This is a genomic window from Clostridium sp. CTA-7, assembly GCF_054768095.1.
Genome location: NZ_BAAAAV010000006.1, coordinates 194,085 through 216,906, shown reverse-complemented (window position 1 = coordinate 216,906; position 22,822 = coordinate 194,085). Strand labels below are relative to the sequence as shown.

At 27.9% G+C, this 22,822-nt stretch carries 15 protein-coding genes, 4 tRNA genes, 1 rRNA gene and 1 other annotated feature; of the genes, 18 read left to right on the top strand and 2 right to left on the bottom strand.

From position 1 onward, the window contains the following. Positions 1–39: 39 nt before the first annotated feature. The 18 genes from rrf (at position 40) to addA (ending at position 19,837) form a co-directional block, all read left to right on the top strand. A 5S ribosomal RNA gene (rrf, locus tag ACYUEX_RS13215) occupies positions 40–156 on the top strand. A gap of 11 nt (positions 157–167) precedes the next feature. Continuing rightward, positions 168–243: transfer RNA gene (locus ACYUEX_RS13210), tRNA-Ala, on the top strand. 115 nt (positions 244–358) lie between these two features. Further along, the gene (locus tag ACYUEX_RS13205; RefSeq protein WP_460288603.1) at positions 359–862 is read left to right on the top strand and encodes an HDIG domain-containing metalloprotein; all 504 of its coding nucleotides are present in this window, start codon (positions 359–361) and stop codon (positions 860–862) included. A 15-nt stretch (positions 863–877) separates the two neighbouring features. Beyond that, positions 878–1,384 carry a 3H domain-containing protein gene (locus ACYUEX_RS13200; RefSeq protein WP_460288602.1) on the top strand — a complete coding sequence of 169 codons (507 nt, stop codon included), beginning with the start codon at positions 878–880 and terminating at the stop codon, positions 1,382–1,384. Between the two features lie 22 nt (positions 1,385–1,406). Further along, positions 1,407–2,819, top strand: a complete 1,413-nt coding sequence (locus ACYUEX_RS13195) for an FAD-dependent oxidoreductase (RefSeq protein ID WP_460288601.1) — start codon at positions 1,407–1,409, stop codon at positions 2,817–2,819. Further along, positions 2,812–3,066 carry a DUF1667 domain-containing protein gene (locus ACYUEX_RS13190; protein ID WP_460288600.1) on the top strand — a complete coding sequence of 85 codons (255 nt, stop codon included), beginning with the start codon at positions 2,812–2,814 and terminating at the stop codon, positions 3,064–3,066. The genes ACYUEX_RS13195 and ACYUEX_RS13190 overlap by 8 nt, the downstream gene beginning before the upstream one ends. A gap of 90 nt (positions 3,067–3,156) precedes the next feature. Further along, positions 3,157–3,356, top strand: a binding site (T-box leader). A gap of 66 nt (positions 3,357–3,422) precedes the next feature. Then, positions 3,423–4,700 (top strand): serine--tRNA ligase, encoded by a 1,278-nt coding sequence (gene serS / locus ACYUEX_RS13185; RefSeq protein ID WP_460288599.1) that lies wholly within the window; start codon positions 3,423–3,425, stop codon positions 4,698–4,700. A 296-nt stretch (positions 4,701–4,996) separates the two neighbouring features. Further along, positions 4,997–5,087 (top strand) — tRNA-Ser (locus tag ACYUEX_RS13180). Between the two features lie 158 nt (positions 5,088–5,245). Continuing rightward, positions 5,246–5,336 (top strand) — tRNA-Ser (locus tag ACYUEX_RS13175). 23 nt (positions 5,337–5,359) lie between these two features. Continuing rightward, positions 5,360–5,450 (top strand) — tRNA-Ser (locus ACYUEX_RS13170). A gap of 100 nt (positions 5,451–5,550) precedes the next feature. Then, positions 5,551–6,570: a LacI family DNA-binding transcriptional regulator gene (locus ACYUEX_RS13165; RefSeq protein ID WP_460288598.1), complete on the top strand. Its 1,020-nt coding sequence runs from the start codon at positions 5,551–5,553 to the stop codon at positions 6,568–6,570. A 176-nt stretch (positions 6,571–6,746) separates the two neighbouring features. Then, complete coding sequence (locus ACYUEX_RS13160) at positions 6,747–7,691, top strand: ROK family protein (RefSeq protein WP_460288597.1); 945 nt, start codon at positions 6,747–6,749, stop codon at positions 7,689–7,691. Between the two features lie 122 nt (positions 7,692–7,813). Continuing rightward, complete coding sequence (locus ACYUEX_RS13155) at positions 7,814–9,478, top strand: glycoside hydrolase family 13 protein (protein WP_460288596.1); 1,665 nt, start codon at positions 7,814–7,816, stop codon at positions 9,476–9,478. A 31-nt stretch (positions 9,479–9,509) separates the two neighbouring features. Then, entirely contained in the window at positions 9,510–11,180 is a 1,671-nt protein-coding gene (locus tag ACYUEX_RS13150; protein WP_460288595.1) for a PTS transporter subunit IIBC, read from the top strand. 1 nt (position 11,181) lies between these two features. Further along, complete coding sequence (locus ACYUEX_RS13145) at positions 11,182–11,967, top strand: endonuclease/exonuclease/phosphatase family protein (RefSeq protein ID WP_460288594.1); 786 nt, start codon at positions 11,182–11,184, stop codon at positions 11,965–11,967. Positions 11,968–12,086: 119 nt separating this feature from the next. Continuing rightward, a complete protein-coding gene (locus ACYUEX_RS13140; protein ID WP_460288593.1) occupies positions 12,087–12,602 on the top strand; it encodes a GNAT family N-acetyltransferase in 516 nt (171 codons plus the stop codon). A 45-nt stretch (positions 12,603–12,647) separates the two neighbouring features. Next, positions 12,648–16,079 carry a helicase-exonuclease AddAB subunit AddB gene (gene addB, locus ACYUEX_RS13135; protein WP_460288592.1) on the top strand — a complete coding sequence of 1,144 codons (3,432 nt, stop codon included), beginning with the start codon at positions 12,648–12,650 and terminating at the stop codon, positions 16,077–16,079. Between the two features lie 2 nt (positions 16,080–16,081). Beyond that, positions 16,082–19,837, top strand: coding sequence for a helicase-exonuclease AddAB subunit AddA (gene addA, locus ACYUEX_RS13130; protein WP_460288591.1), 3,756 nt, complete (start codon positions 16,082–16,084; stop codon positions 19,835–19,837). Positions 19,838–19,950: 113 nt separating this feature from the next. Here addA and ACYUEX_RS13125 read toward each other — a convergent pair whose 3' ends face one another. Together ACYUEX_RS13125 and ACYUEX_RS13120 are read right to left on the bottom strand one after the other, a co-directional pair. After that, positions 19,951–21,294: a CCA tRNA nucleotidyltransferase gene (locus tag ACYUEX_RS13125; RefSeq protein ID WP_460288590.1), complete on the bottom strand. Its 1,344-nt coding sequence runs from the start codon at positions 21,292–21,294 to the stop codon at positions 19,951–19,953. A gap of 119 nt (positions 21,295–21,413) precedes the next feature. Further along, positions 21,414–22,646: a L,D-transpeptidase family protein gene (locus ACYUEX_RS13120; RefSeq protein WP_460288589.1), complete on the bottom strand. Its 1,233-nt coding sequence runs from the start codon at positions 22,644–22,646 to the stop codon at positions 21,414–21,416. Positions 22,647–22,822: the final 176 nt, after the last annotated feature.

The window sequence follows — 22,822 nt, the reverse complement described above, 5'->3', positions numbered from 1 at the left end:
GCAATAATTCATGTGCAATTTTCAGAGAACACTCTGATATCTGGTGATGATGGCGTAGAGGAAACACTCCTTTCCATTCCGAACAGGAAAGTTAAGCTCTACAGCGTCGATGGTACTGCATGGGAAACTGTGTGGGAGAGTAGAACGTCGCCAGGTTATTTTTTTATGGGGGTATAGCTCAGTTGGGAGAGCACTTGCCTTGCACGCAAGGGGTCAAGGGTTCGAATCCCTTTACCTCCACCAAAGCTACGATTAGTTTCGTAGCTTTTTTTGTTTTATAAAAATATATATAATTGATAATGAAAATATATAGTGTTATTATCTATATATATATAGATAATAAATATAGGTGATTAAAATGGCTTTATATAGAATAAAACAATTTATATGGGGATTTACTTCATTATTTAAGGATATAGATTATGATTATATAAATAAGTTTTTAAGTGAAGATGAAATTAAAATATTTAATAAGTTAAAACATAATGATAAGCATCACTGTATAAGAGTATGTAAAGATTCAATAAAAATGAAAGAAGATTTTAATATAGATGTTGATATAAATAAACTAGCTAAGGCAGCGTTATTGCATGATGTAGGAAAGAGTAAAAAACATTTAAGTTTAATAGAAAAATCTGTAATTGTGTTATTAGATAAGACAACTAAAGGTAAAATTAAAAAGTACAATAAAGTAAAACAAATAGATATATATTATAATCATCCTAAAATAGGGTTAGATATGCTTAAAGATTTTAATTATGATAAAGAATTTTTACAAGTGGTAAGATATCATCATAATAAAAATAAAGTAAATAATAATAGAATACTTAATATAATAAGTACTTGTGATGATAAAAATTAGTACAGAGGTGTATTTATGAGAGCTATTGAAAGAAGAGAAAAAATTATAAAGTTGATAATTGAAAAGAATAGAGCAGTTAAAGGAACAGAATTAGCTGATTTATTTGGAGTTACGAGGCAAATAATAGTAAAAGATATAGCTATATTAAGAGCTGCTGGTAAAAATATAATAGCCACTCCAGATGGATATATTTATAATAAAGATATTAATAAAATAAAGGCTATTATTGCAGTTAATCATGGAAGTAGCGAAACTATAGAAGAATTAAAAATCGTAGTTAAATATGGTGGTATAATAGAAGATGTTATAATAGATCATCCTATCTATGGTGAAATAAAAGGAAATTTAATGATAAAAAACTTAAATGATTTAAATAAATTTGAAAGTGAATTTAAAAGAAAAAATATTAAACCTCTTTCAAATTTGACTAATGGGGTTCATCTTCATACTATAGCTGCAGATAATGAAGAGGACATTGAAGCAATAAAGATGGAATTATCGAAAAAAGGCTTTTTATTATAGAGTTTAGGAGGATTTAATATTTATGGACTATGATATTCTTATATTAGGTGGAGGAATAATAGGGTGTTCAGTTGCATATGAGTTATCAAAATATAATTTTAATATAGCTTTAATAGAAAGAGATTATGATATAGCAGATGATATTTCATTTGTAAATACATCTATAGTATATGACGGCTCAGAGACATCTGATGATGTAATGGCTGGACTTGAGTATATAGGAAACTCAATAATGATGGATACTTGTAAAAAGTTTAAAGTTCCTTTTAGAAAAATTGGAGCCTTAAGAGTTGTAAATGATGAAAATGGTGTTAAGAAATTACAAGAGATGTATGATAGAGCAAAAAAAAGAGGGATAGACGGCGTTTATTTAATAGATGATAAAGATGTATATGATATAGAACCAAATATAAATAATAATATAAAGAAAGGGTTATATTCTGAAAATATAGGAATAGTAGCACCTTATGATCTAGCTATTGCATATGCTGAAGTGGCTTCAGATAATGGAGTTAATTTTAGGCTAGAAGAAGAAGTTTTAAATATACAAAGTTTAGCTAGAGGATTTAAAGTAACTACCAATAAAAATAAATTTACATGCAAGGTTGTTATAAATACAATTCCTCATGAAATATATATAAGAGAAAATGGAAAAGTTGAAGATAAAGAAGTAGATAATAATGAATCTTGCTTTAAAAATATGAGTTATTTATTAGTCGATGATAATTATAAAAATAAATTAAATAAAATAGTAATAGAAACTTTTGATAAAAATACTTTTGTACTAAGTACTCCAACAACAACTACAGGATCGTTAATAGGAATAAAAAGTACAGAAAAAACTAGCTTAGAGGATAATTTAATGTATGCAAATAGCTTATTAATAGACTTAGATAAAAATAATATAAATAATTTATTTAGAGAAAGTTACAATAAAGATTCTATGGTAATAGATGATAGTGAGATAGATAAAGGATATATAAGAGTAACAGGTACTCATTATGGGAAAATTACGATAGCACCAGCAATAGCAAAAATGCTTTGTGATACTATAGCTAATAATTTAAATTGTACATTAAAGAAAAACTTTATTGATAAAAGAAGAGAAATTTATAAATTTAGAGAACTTGGAAAAAAAGAAGCTAATGAAATAATAGCTGTAGATAAAAGATATGGGAAAATTATATGTGTATGTAACAATATATCTGAAGGTGAAATAGTAGACTGTATAAGAAGACCTTTGGGAGCTAGAACTGTAGAGGGCGTTAAAAGGAGAACAGGATCTGGATTTGGAAGTTGTCATGGTTCCTACTGCTATGAAAAAATAGTAAATATATTAGCTAGAGAGCTTGATAAAAAAGTTACAGATATAGTTGAGGATTCTAAGAATTCTAAAATTATATCAAGCCGAATAAAGGAGTTTAAGGATGTTTAATTCAGAATCTAAAGTTGATAATAAAGATATATTTACATCAATAGTTAGAGTTAAGGGCAATGAAAAATATAAGGTTGTACCAGTTAGAACTAATAAAGAAGTAGATAAATCATTATGGATAGAGCTATCTAAAGTTTTAGCTAGAATATATGTTAGTACTCCAGTTAAAGAAGGAAGTATGATTTGCAAAAATATATTAAATACTGGGATTGACGTAATATGTACAAAAGATATATTAGATGAATAATTATAGTACAAAAAACAAATAATATATAAAAATCATCTTAGTAAAATATTGACATACACAATATTTTATAATATATTAAGAATAAATATAATAAAACTGTTGAAGAGGCTAGTAATAACAATATTTTTTTTAAGAGAGTCGATGTTTGGTGTAAATCGATAGTAAAATGTTATGAATCCACCTTGGAGGGACTGTGATGAGCAGTACGGCTTAAACCGTTAAATTTATTAAAGAGAATAGCATTTTTTGCTATTAATTAGGGTGGCAACGCGGAATCTTTCGTCCCTTGTTTAGGGGAAAGGTTCTTTTTTTATTGAAAAAAATTAATAGATATAAATTATTAGGAGGTATACATAATGTTAGATTTAAAATTTGTAAGAGAAAATCCAGAGATAGTTAAGGAAAATATAAAAAATAAGTTTCAAGATAGCAAACTTCCACTAGTAGATGAGGTAATAGAATTAGATAAAAAGCTTAGGGAAGCTAAACAACAAGCTGAGGCTTTAAGAGCTGATAGAAATAAATTCTCAAAACAAATTGGGTCTTTAATGGCTCAAGGAAAAAGAGAAGAAGCAGAAGAAATGAAAATGAAGGTAACTGAAAATTCAGAGCGTTTATCTGAGTTAGAAGCTGAGGAAGTTGAGTTAGATGAAAGAGTTAAGACAATAATGATGACTCTACCAAATATAATTGACCCAAGCGTTCCAATCGGTAAAGATGATAGCGAAAATGTAGAAGTTGAACGTTTTGGAGATCCAAAGGTTCCAGATTTTGAAGTTCCATATCATACAGATATAATGGAAAAGTTAAGTGGATTAGATTTAGATAGTGCTAGAAAAGTAGCTGGAAGTGGATTCTATTATTTAATGGGTAATGTTGCAAGACTTCATTCAGCAATAATTTCATATGCTAGAGATTTTATGATAGATCGTGGGTTTACTTATTGTATTCCGCCATACATGATTCGTAGCGAAGTTGTAACAGGTGTTATGAGCTTTGCTGAAATGGATGCTATGATGTATAAAATTGAGGGTGAAGATTTATATCTAATTGGAACAAGTGAACACTCTATGATAGGGAAGTACATCGATACTATATTACCTGAAGATTCATTACCACAAACTTTAACAAGTTATTCTCCTTGTTTTAGAAAAGAAAAGGGAGCTCATGGAATAGAAGAAAGAGGAGTATATAGAATTCATCAATTTGAAAAACAAGAGATGATAGTTGTATGTAAACCAGAAGAAAGTATGGAGTGGTATGAAAAATTATGGGTAAATACTGTAGATTTATTCCGTTCTTTAGATATACCAGTTAGAACTTTAGAATGTTGTTCTGGAGATTTAGCAGATCTTAAAGTTAAATCAGTAGACGTTGAAGCTTGGTCACCAAGACAAAAGAAATATTTTGAAGTAGGAAGCTGTTCAAACCTAGGAGATGCACAAGCTCGTCGTTTAAAAATTCGTGTAAATGCTAAGGATAAAAAATACTTTGCTCATACATTAAACAATACAGTTGTTGCGCCACCAAGAATGTTAATAGCATTTTTAGAAAACAACTTAAATGAAGATGGTTCAGTAAATATTCCAACTGCACTTCAACCATACATGGGAAATATGAAGGTAATTAAGTAGTTTTAATTCTAAGGACTAAATCTATGCTATTAGATTTAGTCTTTACTTATTTATTTGAAAGATAAAATTAAGTCGTAATGGAATATATTGCAAAAGAAAGTAATATATTTGATTTTTCTAAGTATATATGTTATTTAAATTTTACTATTAGATTAATAAGCAGTAATTTCAGTGGGGGATGAAGAGGTAGAAATTTGTTTTTATTAGATTTATTATTTAATTTAAAAATATGTAAATTTATAATTGACAATAAAGAAAGTCATTGCTATAATAATATTTGTCGCGAGACGAAGTATGGAGAGATGGTCGAGCTGGCTTAAGGCACCGGTCTTGAAAACCGGCGTACCTTTGCGGGTACCGTGGGTTCAAATCCCACTCTCTCCGCCATAAAGGCATCTAAGTTTTCTTAGATGCTTTTTAATTAAAGTATTAGCTTATTATAGTTAAGTATTATTTTAATATTTATTATGTAATAAAAAATTAAAAAAATAATTGACAATAAATATAGTACTTGATATAATAATATTTGTCGCAAGACGGAATATGGAGAGATGGTCGAGCTGGCTTAAGGCACCGGTCTTGAAAACCGGCGTACCTTTGCGGGTACCGTGGGTTCAAATCCCACTCTCTCCGCCATAAAACTTCAAGAGAAGGCACGTGGAGAAATACTCAAGTGGCTGAAGAGGCGCCCCTGCTAAGGGCGTAGGTCGGGTAACTGGCGCCCGGGTTCAAATCCCGGTTTCTCCGCCAGAAAGCATCTAACAGTAGTTGGATGCTTTTTTATTTTAGATTTATTTTATATTTAAAATATACTATAATCTTATTAAGTAATTCTTAGGGGGAAAATAAGATGAAAGTTACAATTAAAGATGTAGCTAAGGAAGCAAATGTTGCAACATCAACAGTTTCAAGGGTATTATCGAACAGTGATAAAATAAGTGATAAAACAAAAGAAAAAGTAAATGAAGCAATAAAAAAATTAAATTATACTCCTAATATAATTGCAAGGGGCCTTGCTAATAATAGAACTAGAATTTTAGCAGTAATATTACCAAAAGAGGCAGAAGATATATTTTCTAATCCATTTTTTGTTCAAGCAATGAAGGGGATGAGTATATATGCTCAAAAAGAAAATTATTATATAATGTATGCCTTTAAGCAAGAAGGAAAAAATGATAAAGAATGGTTTGAAAAATTTATAGACAGTAATTTAGTTGATGGTATTTGTTTATTAAATTCTAAAGAAGATGATGATTCTATAAAATATTTGAAGGAAAGGGAATTTCCGTTTGTCGTTATAGGGAGACCAGATGATATACAAAATGTATTATGGGTAGATAATGATAATTTTAAAGCTATGTATGAATTAGTAGAAAAACTTATAAGTTATGGACATAGAACAATAGGTTTTGTGGGGGCTAAATCCAATCTAAATGTATCTAAAGATAGATTAAATGGATATAAGCAAGCACTACTTGACAATAATATAGGGATTGAAGAAAGTTTGATATATGAAGGAAAAGAGTTTACACAAAAAAATGGAAGCAGTGCGACGAATAAAATATTAAAATTAAATAAACCAACAGCCATAATAGCTACTGATGATTTATTAGCACTTGGAGTTCAAGAAGTTTTAAATAAGCTTAATATGTATAATATATCTATTGTAGGGTTTAATAATATACCTATGTCTGAGTATCAAAACGTACCATTATCATCAGTAGATATAAATGCAGAAAAATTAGGATTTCATGCAACAAAGCTTATAATAAATAAATTAGAAGATAGAGATATGGAGAAAAATTCATACATAATAGATACAAAATTAATAGAAAGAAAATCCATACAAAAGATTAAAATTCAAGAGTAAGTGCAACCGATTGCACGAAACTTTAAATTATAGAGAAAAATGAAGATAATTTAAAATGATTAGCAATTTTCGCGTAAAACAAAACATTAAATTATTGTAAACAATTTCTCTTGTATGATATACTATTTTTATAATATAAGAGAAATAAAATTAAATTTATATCTAGGGGGATGGAAATGGAAAAGAAATATGTAGTAGGTGTTGATTTAGGAGGAACTAAAATATATACTGCTTTAGTTGACCTAGAGGGATCTATAATAAAAGAAGTTACCGTTAAAACAGAAGCTCATAAAGGTGAGAGTGTAGTTTTAGAAAAATTATTAAAAACAATAGATGATGTATTAGAAGGAACAGATATAAATGAAGTTAAAGCAATAGGGATAGGTTCTCCAGGGCCTTTAGATGTAGAAAAGGGATTAATAGTATATACTCCTAATTTACCATTTAAGAACTTTAACATAGTTCAACCTATAAAAGATAGATATAAATTAGATACTTACTTAGATAATGATGCAAATGTAGCAACACTAAGTGAATTTATGTTTGGAGCAGGTAAGGGAAGTAAAAACATGGTCTTCATTACTGTAAGTACGGGAATAGGTGGAGGAGCTATAATAAATGGCAATCTATTTAGAGGTAGTACATCAAATGCATTAGAAATAGGACATGCTACTGTTATGAAAGGTGGTCCTAGATGTGGATGTGGGAACACTGGATGTGCAGAAGCAGTTGCATCAGGAACTGCAATTATGAAGAGAGCAAGGGAAGCTTTTGAAAGTAAGGTAGAAACTAGCTTAAAGAATTATGAAGAAGTTACTGCTAAGGAAGTATTCGTAGAAGCTGAAAAAGGAGATAAAGTTTCACAAGATATATTAAATGATGCTTTATCATATTTAGGAATAACTGTTGCAAATATAGCAAACACTTTTGATCCTGATAAAATAGTTATAGGTGGCGGTGTTAGTGAAGCTGGTAGAATTGTATTTGACAAAATAGAAAATGAAATGGAAAGAAGATGCTTAAAGACAATTTATAATCACTGTAAAGTCGAAAAAGCTTTATTAGGTAATCAAGCAGGGGTTTTAGGTGCAGCTGCACTAGCAATATTAGAAAGCAAATAGAATGATGTGTACAGATATTCTCTGTACACATATTTTAAAATATTTTAGGCAAACGATTGCACAGATTTTTTAAAATATTTTAGGCGAACGATTGCACAGATTTAGCTATGTTGGAGGAATATATGAAACAAATTTGGTGGAAAGAAGCAGTAGCATATCAAATATATCCAAGGAGTTTTTTTGATTATAATAATGATGGGATTGGTGATTTAAAAGGAATAACTTCAAAGTTAGATTACTTGAAAGATTTAGGTATAGATGTTATATGGATTTGCCCAATGTATAAGTCACCAAATGATGATAACGGTTATGACATAAGCGATTATAAAGATATAATGACTGATTTTGGAACTATGGAAGACTTTAATGAGTTACTATCAGAGGTTCATAAGAAAGGAATGAAGTTAATAATAGACTTAGTAATAAATCATACTAGTGATGAACATGAGTGGTTTATAGAGTCAAAGTCATCTAGGGATAATCCTAAAAGAGATTGGTACATTTGGAGAAAAGGAAAAGGTGAGTTAGAACCTAACAATTGGGAGAGTATCTTTAAAGGATCAGCTTGGGAATATGATAAAGATACTAATGAATATTTTTTACATTTATTCACGAAAAAGCAGCCAGATTTAAATTGGGAAAATGAGAATTTAAGAAAAGAAATTTATAAAATGATAAATTGGTGGCTTGATAAGGGAATAGATGGATTTAGAATAGATGCTATAAGTCATATTAAGAAAGATACAGAATTTAATGACATGCCTAATATAGAAAATCAAAAATATTTAAGTTGTTTCGAAAAGCATATGAATGTTGAAGGTATACATGATTTTTTAGATGAATTAACTGAAAATACATTTTCAAAATATGATGTTATGACAGTTGCAGAAGCAAATGGAGTAAGTGCTGAAGAAGCAGAAGAGTGGGTAGGAGAAGAAACAGGTAAGTTCAACATGGTATTCCAATTTGAACATCTAGATTTATGGAATAATGAAGATAATCAAGCATTTAATGTAAATGAGTGCAAAGAGGTTCTAACTAGATGGCAAGAGGGTTTATATAATAAAGGGTGGAATGCATTATTTATAGAGAATCATGATATTCCAAGAGTAGTATCAACATGGGGAAATGATAAAGAGTATTGGCGAGAAAGTTCTACTGCGTTAGGTTTGATGTACTTTATGCAGCAAGGAACTCCATTTATATACCAAGGGCAAGAGATTGGGATGACAAATGTAAAATACGAATCTGTTGATGAGTATAATGATGTTAAAAGTATAAATGCTTATAATGATATGTTAGAAAATAGTTTTACTGAGGAACAATGCATAAAACATTTATGGGCAGTATCTAGAGATAATGCTAGAACCCCAATGCAATGGAGTAACTCAATAAATGCGGGATTCTCTAATAGTAAACCTTGGATAGGAATTAATCTAAATTATAAATATATAAATGTTGAAGATCAAATTAATGATAAAGAATCAATACTTAATTTTTATAAAGATATGATAAGAATAAGGAAAAATAATCCGATACTTATATATGGTGAGTACAAATTAATTTTAGAAAATCATGATAAGATTTATGCATATATAAGAGAAATTAATGAGGAAAAGTTTATTATTATAACTAATTTATCAGAAAATAAAGCACAGTATAAGAATGAGAATGAAATATTAAAATATGAAAACTTATTAATATCAAATTATGAGGTTTTACCACATGATGATTTGAAATATTTAGATTTAAAGCCATATGAAGCGAGAATGTATAAAATAGATTAAGATTTTTAATAAAAATAAGGAGTGAATAATAATGGGGAAAGTTGAGAAAAAAGGTAAATTGGTATCATTCGATTTCTGGCAAAAATTTGGGAAGGCATTATTAGTTGTAGTAGCGGTTATGCCAGCAGCAGGGCTTATGATCTCTATTGGAAAGCTAATAGGAATGTCAGTAGATATATCAATAATAAATACTATAGGAAGAGTTATGGAAGATATAGGTTGGGCTATAATCGGAAATCTTCATGTATTATTTGCAGTTGCTATAGGTGGATCGTGGGCAAAAGAAAGAGCTGGTGGTGCTTTTGCTGGATTACTATCCTTTATATTAATTAATCGTATTACAGGTGCAATATTTGGAGTAAATCCAGGAATGCTAAGTGATGCTTCAGCAAAAGTAAATTCATTATTTGGAACAGAACTTATAGTTAAAAATTACTTTACTAATATATTAGGTGCACCAGCACTTAATATGGGAGTTTTCGTAGGTATAATTTCAGGTTTCCTAGGAGCAGCTTTATATAATAAATATTATAATTATAATAAGCTACCTAAAGCATTAGATTTCTTTAATGGAAAAAGGTTTGTTCCTTTTGTAGTTATTTTAGGATCAACAGTTACAGCTATAGTACTGTCAATAGTTTGGCCATTTATACAAGGAGCTTTAAATAGTTTTGGAGTTTGGTTAGCAGAATCAAAAGATACAGCACCAGTTTTAGCACCTTTCGTGTATGGTGCATTAGAGCGTTTATTATTACCATTTGGTTTACATCATATGTTAACGGTTCCTGTAAACTATACAGAGCTAGGCGGAGTATATCAAATAATGACAGGTTCATCAGCAGGCACATTAGTAGCAGGTCAGGATCCACTATGGTTAGCGTGGATAGGTGATTTAATTAACTTCAAGGATGCTGGAAATATTTCAGAGTATAATACATTATTAACAAGTGTTGTTCCAGCAAGATTTAAGGCAGGGCAAGTTATACTTTCAAGTGCATCATTGCTAGGTATAGCATTTGCAATGTATAAGAATGTTGAATCAGATAAAAAGAGTAAATATAAAACAATATTCTTATCAGCTGGATTAGCAGTATTCCTAACAGGAGTTACAGAGCCAATAGAATTCATGTTTATGTTTATATCACCTATATTATATGGAGTGTATGCAGTAATTACAGGAATAGGATTTGCTTTAGCTGATATAATACAATTAAGAGTTCATGCATTTGGGTTTATAGAATTTTTAACAAGAACACCAATGATGATTCATGCAGGGTTAATAAGAGATTTAATTAATTTTATAATTACATGTTTAGTTTTCTTCGGATTAAACTATGGAATATTCAATATATTAATTAAAAAATTTAATATTCCAACACCAGGACGTAATGGAAACTATATAGATTCAGAAAATGAAGAGACAACAAAATCTTCTTCTAAACAAAATCAAAATACAGAAAATGATTTACAAGCAATTAAGATAATTTCATTATTAGGAGAAAAGGATAACATAGAAGATATAGATGCATGTATGACAAGATTGAGAGTTACTGTTAAAGATATAAAATTAGTAGCTGATGAAAAAGAATGGAAGAAGAATGGGGCATTAGGGCTTATATTAAGAGATAATGGAGTTCAAGCTATATATGGGCCAAAGGCAGATGTGTTAAAATCAAATATACAAGATATATTAGGAGTTTAAGATGAAATTATTAACACTTAATTGTCATTCATGGATGGAAGAAAATCAAGTAGAGAAAATCAAGTATTTAGCAAAAATAATAAAGGAAAATCAATATGACGTTATAGCCCTTCAAGAAGTTAGTCAAAGTATAAAAGAAGATATAATTAAAGGAATTATAAAAAAAGATAATTTTGTTCATTTATTAAATGAAGAACTTAAGGAATTAGGAGAAAGTAAATATAATTATATTTGGGATTTTTCACATATAGGTTATGATATATATGAAGAGGGATTATCTATATTAACTAAACATAAAATAGAAGGTTCAGAAGCTTTCTATATAACTGAAAGTAGTGATAAAACTTTTTATAAAAGTAGAAAAATAATTAAATGTACTATAAATATAAATAATAATACAATTAACTTTTTCACATGTCATTTGGGCTGGTGGAATGATGAAGAGGAATCCTTCAGATACCAAGTGAAAAATCTTATTAATAAAGTTGATGGATTAAGCTTTATTATGGGGGATTTTAATAATGATGCTATGATTAAAAAAGAAGGATATGATTATTTATTAAATAGTGGGTTGATTGATACTTATACGATAGCAGTTGAGAAAGATGATGGTATAACAGTAAAGGGTGAAATTGCAGGTTGGGAAGGTAAAAAGGAGAATAAAAGACTAGATATAATATTTACCAATAGAATTGTTAATGTAAAAAAGTCTAATGTAATATTTAATAATATAAACAAAAATGTTATTTCTGATCACTATGGAGTAGAAGTATATATTTCAGAGTAATATGAAAATTAAGGGTTCAATTTTTAATTGAACTCTTTTTTTTACTATAACAATAGATTTATAATAAAGTATACAAAGGTTTATTTTATAGTATAAACTTTACTTAGGGAGATGGCATTATGATATACGGAGAAAATATATATTTAAGAGATCCAGTAAGAGAAGATATAGATACTTTATATGATATTTGTGCAGATAAAGAGGTACTTAAGTATAATGGTTTATCTACAGGAATTATGACTAAGGAATATATAAGAAGCCAATTCCATCACTTTACGAAGCCAAATAAAAAGGAATTGGTTATAGTAACCAAAGATAGTGATTTAATAGGATATGTTTATTATAAAGAAAATAGTTATACAAGAGATGTATATTCAATAGGTATAACTATAGGTAAGGGATATTGGGGAAATGGATATGGTAAAGATTCAATAAGAACGTTATGCAATTATTTATTTAATAAGAGAAAAGCTCATAAGATAGAACTAGAAGTTGTTAAGGAAAATATTAGAGCTATAAATTGTTATAGAAAATGTGGATTTAAGGAAGAAGGAGTAAGAAGAAGTAAGTACTATATATGCGGAAAATATCTTGATACCATAGTAATGGGCTTATTTAAAGAAGAATTTATTTAAGGCTGAGGGGAATAATTAAGATAGAATATTATTAGGAGTGTGTTTATGGGAATAAGGTTTATTTTTGGAAGGGCAGGTACAGGAAAAAGTAGATTCTGTCTTGAACAAATAAAAAAGAAAATGGAAAACAATGATAATAAAAATAAGTTAATTTTAATAGTTCCAGAACAATACACCTTCGATACAGAAAAGAAATTCCTAGACATAGTAACTGAAAGGGGACTATTAAGGGGGGAAGTATTAAGCTTTAAAAGAATGGCTCATAGAGTATCAGAAGAATGTGGAGGAAGAACAGAGGTTAGAATGAGCGATTCTGGAAAGAATATGCTTATTTATAAATTATTAAAAGATAAAGGGGAAGACTTGCAATACTTTAACAGAATGTCTAAGCAACAAGGCTTCTCATCAATAGTATCAAAAGTAATTACAGAATTTAAAAAATATAATATTTCCACGGAAATATTAAATATAAAAGAAGAAGAAATAAATGATGATGAACTTAAAAAGAAAATGAATGATTTGAAACTAATTTTTGATAATTTTAATGAGGTTCTTCATAAGAGGTTTATTGATTCAGATGATGAATTAACTTTATTAGCAAAGAGATTAAAAGATTGCACTATATATGATGATTCTGAAATATGGATAGACGAATTTACTACTTTCACACCTCAACAGTTAGAGGTTATAAAGGTACTTGCAAAGAAGGCAAAGGTTGTAAATATAACTTTATGTAGTGATTCTTTAAGTGGTGGTGCCAATATAGATTATACTGATATATTTGATGCAATAAAGAATACTGAAAACTCTATATTAAGAATTATGCAAGAAGGAAATATATCATATTTAGAGCCTATTAATTTAAATAAAGGATATTCATATAGATTTTTAAATAGTGAAGATTTGCAACATTTAGAACGTCACTTTTTTACTTATCCATTCAAAGAATATAAAGGTAAAGCAAATAATGTAAGAGTATATAAAGCAAACAATAGCTATGATGAAATTGAGGTTGTAGCTAAAGATATTTTAAGAATGGTTAGAGATAATGGCTATAGATTTAAGGACATAGCAGTTGTATGTAGAAATATAGATGAGTATGAAAAGATATCTACAGTTATTTTTAATGAATATAACATTCCATTCTTTATAGATAAAAAAAGAGAAATACTTAATAATCCATTAGTTGTAGTTATTATTTCATCATTAGAGATATTATCAAGCAATTGGTCATATGAAAGTGTATTTAAATATTTAAAAAGTGGATTAGTAAATGTTGAAAGAGATTATATCGATATACTAGAAAATTATATATTATCTAATGGCATAAAGGGGTATAAATGGACTAAGGATCTTTATGATAAAGAGAATATTTCTGAAGAAGAAAATATAATTCTTGAGATTATGGAAGAAATAAGAGCACCTTTAATTAAGTTACATAATAAGATAAAGGGAAAGCATAGGGTAAAGGATTTTGCTATAAACATATATGAATTTATGAATGAACTAGGCGTATTTAAAACTCTAGAAACTTGGTTAGAAGAATTTGATACCTTAGGACTTCAAGATAAAATAAAAGAATATATACAAGTTCCTGAGATGGTAATAGAAATTCTAGATCAAGTTGTAGAAGTTTTAGGAGACGAAGTTTTAGAAATAAAAGAATTTACTAAAATACTTATATCAGGATTTGAGGAGAAAGAAATAGGGGTAATTCCTATGTCTTTAGATCAAGTGAATATAGGTGATATATCAAGAATTAAAGGTAGAGAAGTAAAAGCACTGTATTTAATAGGAGTAAATGATGGCATATTACCAGCTTCAAATAAGGACGAAGGAATTATAAGTGATAGAGAAAGAGATGTTTTAAGGAATATAGGAATAAAATTAGCATCAGATACTAAAAGTAGAGCTTTTGAAGAACAGTTTATTGTTTATACAGCATTAACAATTCCTTCTGAGTATTTAATGGTAACCTTCCCTATGGCAGATTTTGAAGGAAAATCATTAAGACCATCTATAATTATTCCAAGACTTAAAAAGATTCTATCAAATGTAACAGAGGAAAGTGAAATATATAATAAGAGAGATAAAGAAGATAAATTTAATAAAATAACGGCTCCTACACCAACTTTTAATGAACTTATATCGGCTCTAAGAATGGAGTTTGAAAAGGAGAAGATAGATGATTATTGGGCTCAAGCATTTAAGTGGTTTGAAAATAGTGAGGAATTTAAAAATAAATCAAGTAGAATGTTTAAAGGATTAACATATACAAATCTAGTTGAGAAGGTTCCTAGAGAAAAAATAAAGAGATTATATGAGTCAGAAAATAAGAAGCTAATATTTAATGTATCTAGAATAGAAAAGTATGCGCAGTGTCCTTTTTCATACTATGTACAATATGGATTAAAGGCAAAGGATAGAAAAGTATATGAATTTTCTGCTCCAGACTTAGGGTCATTTATGCATAACGTATTAGATGATTTTACAAATACCATAAGAGATGAAAGAATAGCATGGTCTGATTTAAATAAAGAAAGATGTAAGTTAATAGTAAATGAACTGGTTGATAAAAGGTTAGAGAATGATTCTAATTCAATATTAAATAGTACAAAAAAATATAAATATTTTGCAGATAGATTTAAGAGAACTATAACTAAGTCAGTAATGGTTATATCAGAGCAAATGAGAAAAGGAAAATTTGAAGTATTTAAAAATGAGTTTGCTTTTGGAGGATTTAAAGATGGTGAAGCAATTAAGATAGACCTACCATCAAATGAAACAGTATATTTAGTTGGAAGAGTAGATAGAATTGATACCTTAGATTTAGATGGAAACACATATATAAAGATAGTTGATTATAAATCAGGAGCTAAAAAGTTCAATTTAACAGAAGTTTATTATGGTCTCCAAATACAGTTATTAGTTTACTTAGATGCTCTTATAAAAAATTCAAAGTATATATTGCACAAGCAAGCAATGCCAGGAGCAATATTATATTTCAGAATAGATGATCCAATAATAAAATCTAAAAAACAACTTACAGAGGAAGAAATAAAAGACAATATATTAAAAGAATTAAAGATGAGTGGATTACTTCTTAAAGATATAAATGTTGTTAAGGCTATGGATAATGATATGGAATCATATTCACTAATAATACCAGCGGCGATAAAGAAAGACGGTGATTTTACATCCAGTAGTTCAGTAATTACAGAAGAGCAATTTGATATATTACGAAAATATGTTAATGATAAAATGGCAGAAATATGTGAAGATATGTTAAGTGGTGATATAAAAATAGAGCCTTGTAAAAATAATAGTACTCCATATTGTAATTATTGTGACTACTCATCAGTATGTCAATTTGATACAACAATAGAAAATAATAAATATAGAGTGGTTTTAAAGAAGAGTAACGATGAAGCTTGGAAGTTAATAAAGGATGAGGTAGAGAAGGGAGGTAATAACTAATTATGGGAGATACAAAATGGACAGAGGATCAGCTTAAGGCAATAACTACAAGAGGATGCAATTTGCTAGTAGCTGCCGCTGCTGGTTCAGGTAAAACAGCAGTATTAGTAGAAAGAATTATAAGAATAATAACTAATGAAAATAATCCAGTTGATATAGATAGATTATTAGTTGTTACATTTACTTCAGCAGCAGCAGCAGAAATGAGAGAAAGAATAGCAGCCGCAATATCAAAGGCTCTAGAAGTAAATCCTAATTCTAAGGTTTTACAAAGACAATTAACACTTTTAAGTAGATCAAATATAACAACAATGCATTCATTTTGTTTAGATGTTATAAAAAATTATTATCATGTTATAGATTTGGATCCTACATTTAGAATTTCTGATGAAACAGAAAATACCTTATTAAAGTTAGAAGTTATAAATGATATATTCGAGGATTACTATGAAGATGAAAATCAAGAATTTAGAAATTTAATAGAAGCTTATAGTGGTTCAAGAGATGATCAAAGATTAAAAGATATAATACTTGATTTATATAGGTTCTCAATGAGTGGACCATGGCCGGAAAAGTGGTTAACTAAAAATGCAGAAAGTTTTAATATAGAAAACATAGATGATTTAAACAAAACCATATGGATAGATATATTAAAGGAAACTATAAAAATTGAGGTTTCTGGATATATAAAAATGTTAGAAAAAGCTATAGGAATTATAAAAGATACTGAAGGGTTAGATCCATATGAAATTACTTTCTTAGATGATTTAAATATGTTTAAAAATATTGAAGAGTCATTAAATTACGGTATAGCGGAACTTTATTCATCTATTAGCAATATAAGTTTTTCTAGATTAAAATCAGTAAAAAAAGATAAAGTATCAAATGAAGAAAGTTTAGAAGTAGTTAAGAGTATAAGAGATAGCATTAAAAAGAAAACGTCAAAGTTAATTGAAGATAGTTTTTCTATGACAATAGATGATGCTCTAAATGGAATAAAAAGCTCTTATCCCTATATGAAGATGATAAGCCATTTAACTTTAGAGTTTATAAATAGATTTAAAGAAAAGAAAAGGGAAAGAAATATATTAGACTTTAATGACTTAGAGCATTTGTGCTTAAAGATACTTATAAATGAAGAAAATTATAGTTTAATACCATCTAGTGTAGCAAAAGGTTTTAGAGAATATTTTAATGAAGTATTAGTGGATGAATATCAAGACTCTAACAACGTTCAAGAAGCTATAATAGAATTAGTATCTAGAAAAAATTTAGAAAATCCAAATGTATTCATGGTTGGAGATGTTAAACAAAGTATATATAGATTTAGGCAAGCAAAGCCGGAGTTGTTTTTAGATAAGTATAATAAATATCCTTTAGAAGCTGGTGATTTAAATAGAAAAATACAATTATATAAAAATTTTAGAAGTAGAGAAGAAGTAATTAGTGGTGTAAATTATATATTTAAGGAAGTAATGTCTAAAACAGTAGGAGAGCTTGAGTATAATGATGATGAAGCACTTAATCTTGGAGCTAATTATAAAGAAAATAATGATGAAGATACAATTATAGCAGGTCCAATAGAACTTCATATTCTTGATAAGTCAGGGGAATACACTACTGAGGTAGAGGATGATTATGACGGTGAAGGTGTGACTGAAGAGGAAGAAGATATTGATTCAATAGGCTTAGAGGCAAGAATAGTTGCTAGAAGAATCAAAGAACTTTTAAATCCGGATCCTAAAACAGGAAAAATATATAAAGTTTTAGATAAAGAAACAGGAGATTACAGACCTTTAAAGTATAAGGATATAGTTATATTACTAAGAGCAACTAGAAATTGGTCAGAAATATTTTTAGAAGAGCTTGGTTCAGAAGGAATACCTGTTTATGCTGATACAGGTACAGGATATTTTGAAACTATAGAAATAAGAACAATGATGGCTCTATTAAAAATTATAGATAATCCAATGCAAGATGTTCCTATGATTTCAGTATTACGATCTCCTTTAGTAGGCTTTAGTGCAGAGGAGCTCGGTGATATAAGGTTATTGGATAAAGAAAAATATTTCTACGAGATAATAAAAGAAGTTGCAAATGATATCTATGAAGTAAATGAAAATCTTAGAGAAAAATGTACTGTATTTGTAAATAGTTTAAGTAAGTGGAGAAATAAATCAATATATACTCCTATAGATGAATTTATTTGGTATCTTTATATGGATACAGCTTATTATGGATATGTTGGAGCTATGCCAAATGGTAAGCTAAGACAGGCAAATTTAAAAATATTATTCCAAAGAGCAAAGCAATTTGAACAAACTAGCTTTAAGGGATTATTTAATTTTATAAACTTTATAAATAAAATTAGAAATTCATCAGGGGATATGGGAAGTGCAAAAATACTTGGTGAAAATGAAGATGTTGTTAGAATAATGAGTATTCATAAAAGTAAAGGTCTAGAATTTCCTGTAGTATTTACATCAGGATTTGGTAAGCAGTTTAATTTAATGGATTTAAATAAATCTATTTTATATCATGATGAGTTAGGGTTAGGACCAGATTATGTTGATTTAGAAAGAAGAAATTCCTACAGTACATTAGCTAAGGAAGCAATAAAGAAAAAAATACTATTTGAAACTCTCTCAGAAGAAATGAGAATACTATATGTCGCATTTACAAGAGCAAAAGAAAAACTTATTATTACAGGTGCAACAAAAAATCTAGAAAAATCAATATCAAAGTGGGCTTCAGCAGCGGCTTTAGACGATTATATAATCCCACCATCAGAAGTTTTAAAAGGAAAAAGTTATTTAGATTGGGTTGGAATGGCTATATGTAAGCATAGAGATGGAGAAAAGCTTAGAAAGTATATAGGAGTAAATAATAGCTCAGTAATAAATGATTTTTCAACATGGAATATACAAATGTGGACTAAAAATTTATTAACTGTGGAAAAAAGTGAAGTGGCTGTGGATGAAAATGGTGAGTCTGATTTATTTATAAACTCAGATATAAATTATATAGATAAGGAAATTGAAAGAAGATTAAATTATAGATATAAGTATAGTTTATCAGGGGGATTGCCTAGTAATGTTTCAGTCTCTGATTTAAAAAGATCTCTTTATAATAATGAGGATGATAATGTTATTACATTAAATATATTTAGTGATAAAGAAGTGTTAAGGCCAAAGTTTTTACAAGAGAAAAAGGGATTATCAGCATCAGAAAAAGGAACTATAGCCCACTTTATAATGCAAAAACTAGATTTAAATAAAGTAAGTAGTAAAGAAGAAATAGACGCTCAAATAAATTCTATGGAAGATAAAAATCTACTGACAGAAGAAGAAATCAAAGCAGTACAAAAAATTAGTTTTATAAGCTTTTTTGAAAGTAATCTAGGAAAAAGATTACTAAATGCATTTAATGAAGGAAAGTTATTAAAAAGGGAGTTACCTTTCTATACCGAAATTAGTAGTTTAAACATAGACAATACATTACCTAAAGAGATATATGAAAATGAAAATGTAAGACTTCAAGGAATAATAGATTGCATATTTGAAGAAGATGATTGTATTGTTTTATTAGATTATAAAACTGATTATGTTGAGTATGGCAAAGAGAATGAAATTTTAGATAAATATAGAATTCAAATTAAATATTATAAAGATGCAGTAGAAAGAATTACAGGAAAGAAAGTAAAAGAAAGCTATCTATATTTATTTGGATTAAACAAAGAGTTTAGAATGAATCTATAATGAAAAGATTATGATTTACAAATATAAAGTTAAAGGTTAATAATTTTATAAGTATGAAATAGCAAAGGGGTGGATTAAAATTAAACCACCTCTTTGCTTGCTAATAATACAATTTATTTATAGATAAACTCTTTAGCTAGTTTAAATAATGACTCTTCATCATTTAAACTAGGATTTTCTAAAACTTTATTTAGTAAAAAGCTTAATGTATCGCCAATTAATTTACCAGGTTTTAAATTAAAGTTTTTAATTAGTATTTCACCACTAGTATGAAGATCTTTTATTGAAAGCGGTTCATTATTGTTTAATATTTCATCTACTAAATTATCCATATAATCAACCTTAGCTAAAAATATTTTAGGATTATCTAAGGAGTTTATATCTGCTCGTTGCAAATCAAATAAAAGACCTATATTGTCTTTACCAATAACATTTAATAGCTTTTTAACTTCAAATTTGGTTGGAAGATAATTAACATCTAAAACTAAGTGATGTTCTATTAATTTACAAACTATATTTATAGTATTATTATCAAATCTTAATTTAGATAATATATTTCTGGCCATTATTGAACTTTCTATATTGTGATTAGGAAAATAATAAGATCCATTTCCATTAAATGTGAGTGTGTTTAATTTTCCTACATCATGAAGTAATGCTGATAATCTTAATAAAAGATTATTATAGGTATTATCAATAACTTTAAGGGTATGGCTAAATACATCTTTATTATGATTATTACATTTTGGAGTAAAGTTAGTTAAACTATGAATTTCTGGAAGAATTATTTCTAGTAATCCTGTATTTTTTAATAAAATAAGACCTTTTGATGAATTATTAGAAATTAAAATTTTACATAGCTCATCTCTTACTCTTTCATGACTTATATTACTTACTAACTTATTATTATTTATTATAGCCTTATAAGTAATCTCATCTATATTAAAGTCTAATTGACAACTAAATCTAATTGCACGAAGCATTCTGAGGGAATCCTCTTTAAAACGTTCATCAGGATTACCTACGCAACGAATTATTTTATTATTAATATCATCAATTCCACCAAAATAATCGATAAGTCCAATAGACTTATTGTAAGCTAAAGCGTTTATAGTGAAATCTCTTCTAGATAAATCCTCTTTTATATCAGAAACAAATTCGACTGATGATGGTCTTCTATTGTCTAGATAGGTTCCTTCTGTTCTAAATGTAGTTACCTCATATTGATTATTACTTATAATAACTGTTACTGTTCCATGTTTTAAACCTGTTGGAATAGTTTTTTCAAATAGAGATAAGGTGGTGTCAGGTTTTGCAGAAGTAGTTATGTCATAATCTTTAGGGGAAATTCCTAGTAAGCTATCTCTAACGCACCCACCTACCATAAATGCTTTAAAGTTATTTCTATAAAATGTATCTATAATAAAATCAACTTCATTTGGAATAAATATATGCATTATTTGTCCTACTTTCAAAATATTATATAAATATAATAGCATAATTAAATATTTATAAGAAATGGTAAAATAACCTTAATCATTACATAAATAGTGATTAAGGTTATTTTAATTATATGTTAATTTATTATTATCTTAGTATCATTTGCAATATTGTCATATAACCATTTGGCGTCTTCTACCTTTAACCTTATGCAACCATGAGAGGCTGGAGTACCAAGAGTATCGTCTAATACAACAGTTTGAGTTTTATCAAAGGGAATAGAGTGAAATAAGTAATCTCCCATAAATTGAACCCAATACTTTCCACCTTGACCGAATTCCTCTGCGAAGAACCAATCTCCTCTATTAGTAACGGCAAATATGCCCTTAGGAGTTTCTTTTCCAGATATTCCTGTGGAGCAAGGGAAATTTTTAATCAACTCCCAATTATTTGTTGAACCTTTATATACATACGTCATTTGCTCAGCTAAATTTAAATAAACAAAATAAGATGTTTTACTACTAATAGATAAGGTATTAACATTCTGAGTCGTTATTGCTTGAAGAATTGCATTAGATGTATACTCCGAGTCATCTCCTTGATATTCTTCTCTAAATAATTTTATAGAACTAATTTTATTATTTATTTCTGTTATATCATTTTTACTTAATAAGTTTGAATCATACTCAGACAAAAGATTAATTGCTTTAGTATAATATTTATTTGCAACTAGTTTATCAGAAGTTTCAAGAAGATAGCCCTTATAATTTACTGTACAATCCTTTATATATTCTTGTGCCATTGAATAATCTTCAGCTAATGATTTTGGAACTAGATTAAAGTATTTTATCGCCTTAGAATAATCTTTTGAATTAAAAGCTGAAATTCCTAAATTTAGATAATTATCTTTTTTTGATGAATTAGTGCTTGAATTATTAGATTTTGAAGATATACTATTTGAAGCACTGTTTTCAATAGGAGAATTTTCTAATGCCAAAATTAATTTATCTAATGAAGAATTTAATACATTATAGCTTTTAATTTCAGATAAAACAGCTAGTGCTTGTTTATTACTAATTTCATTATTCTTTAAAGAAACACATAACTTATTAACAATTTCTGTAAAGTATGTTTTTAAGTCTGAATTAATTTGATTTTTTTTAAAAGATATAATTTTTTTGTTCAAAGTATCTTTTGCATCTGAAAACTCACAATTATTAAATGATTTATAGAAACTAGAAGTTACTTGCTTGTATTGATAGTTTAAATAAATATTTACTCCAAACCATAATAAAATAAATAAAGTTAAAATAGAAAGAAGCTTAAAAATAGAAAATTTATTTTTAGGTTTGGGCTTATTATTAAACATTAGTACCCCTCCTTATAATTCATACTATAATCATTAACCAAAAGAGGGAATTTTAATCTGAAAAAAATATTTTTATAAAAATAGCTATTATATATGAATATTGCTATAAAAAACAACTATTGTTTATAAAATTAAATATATATGGTAAAATATTTAGTAAGCGTTTAATCCAGATA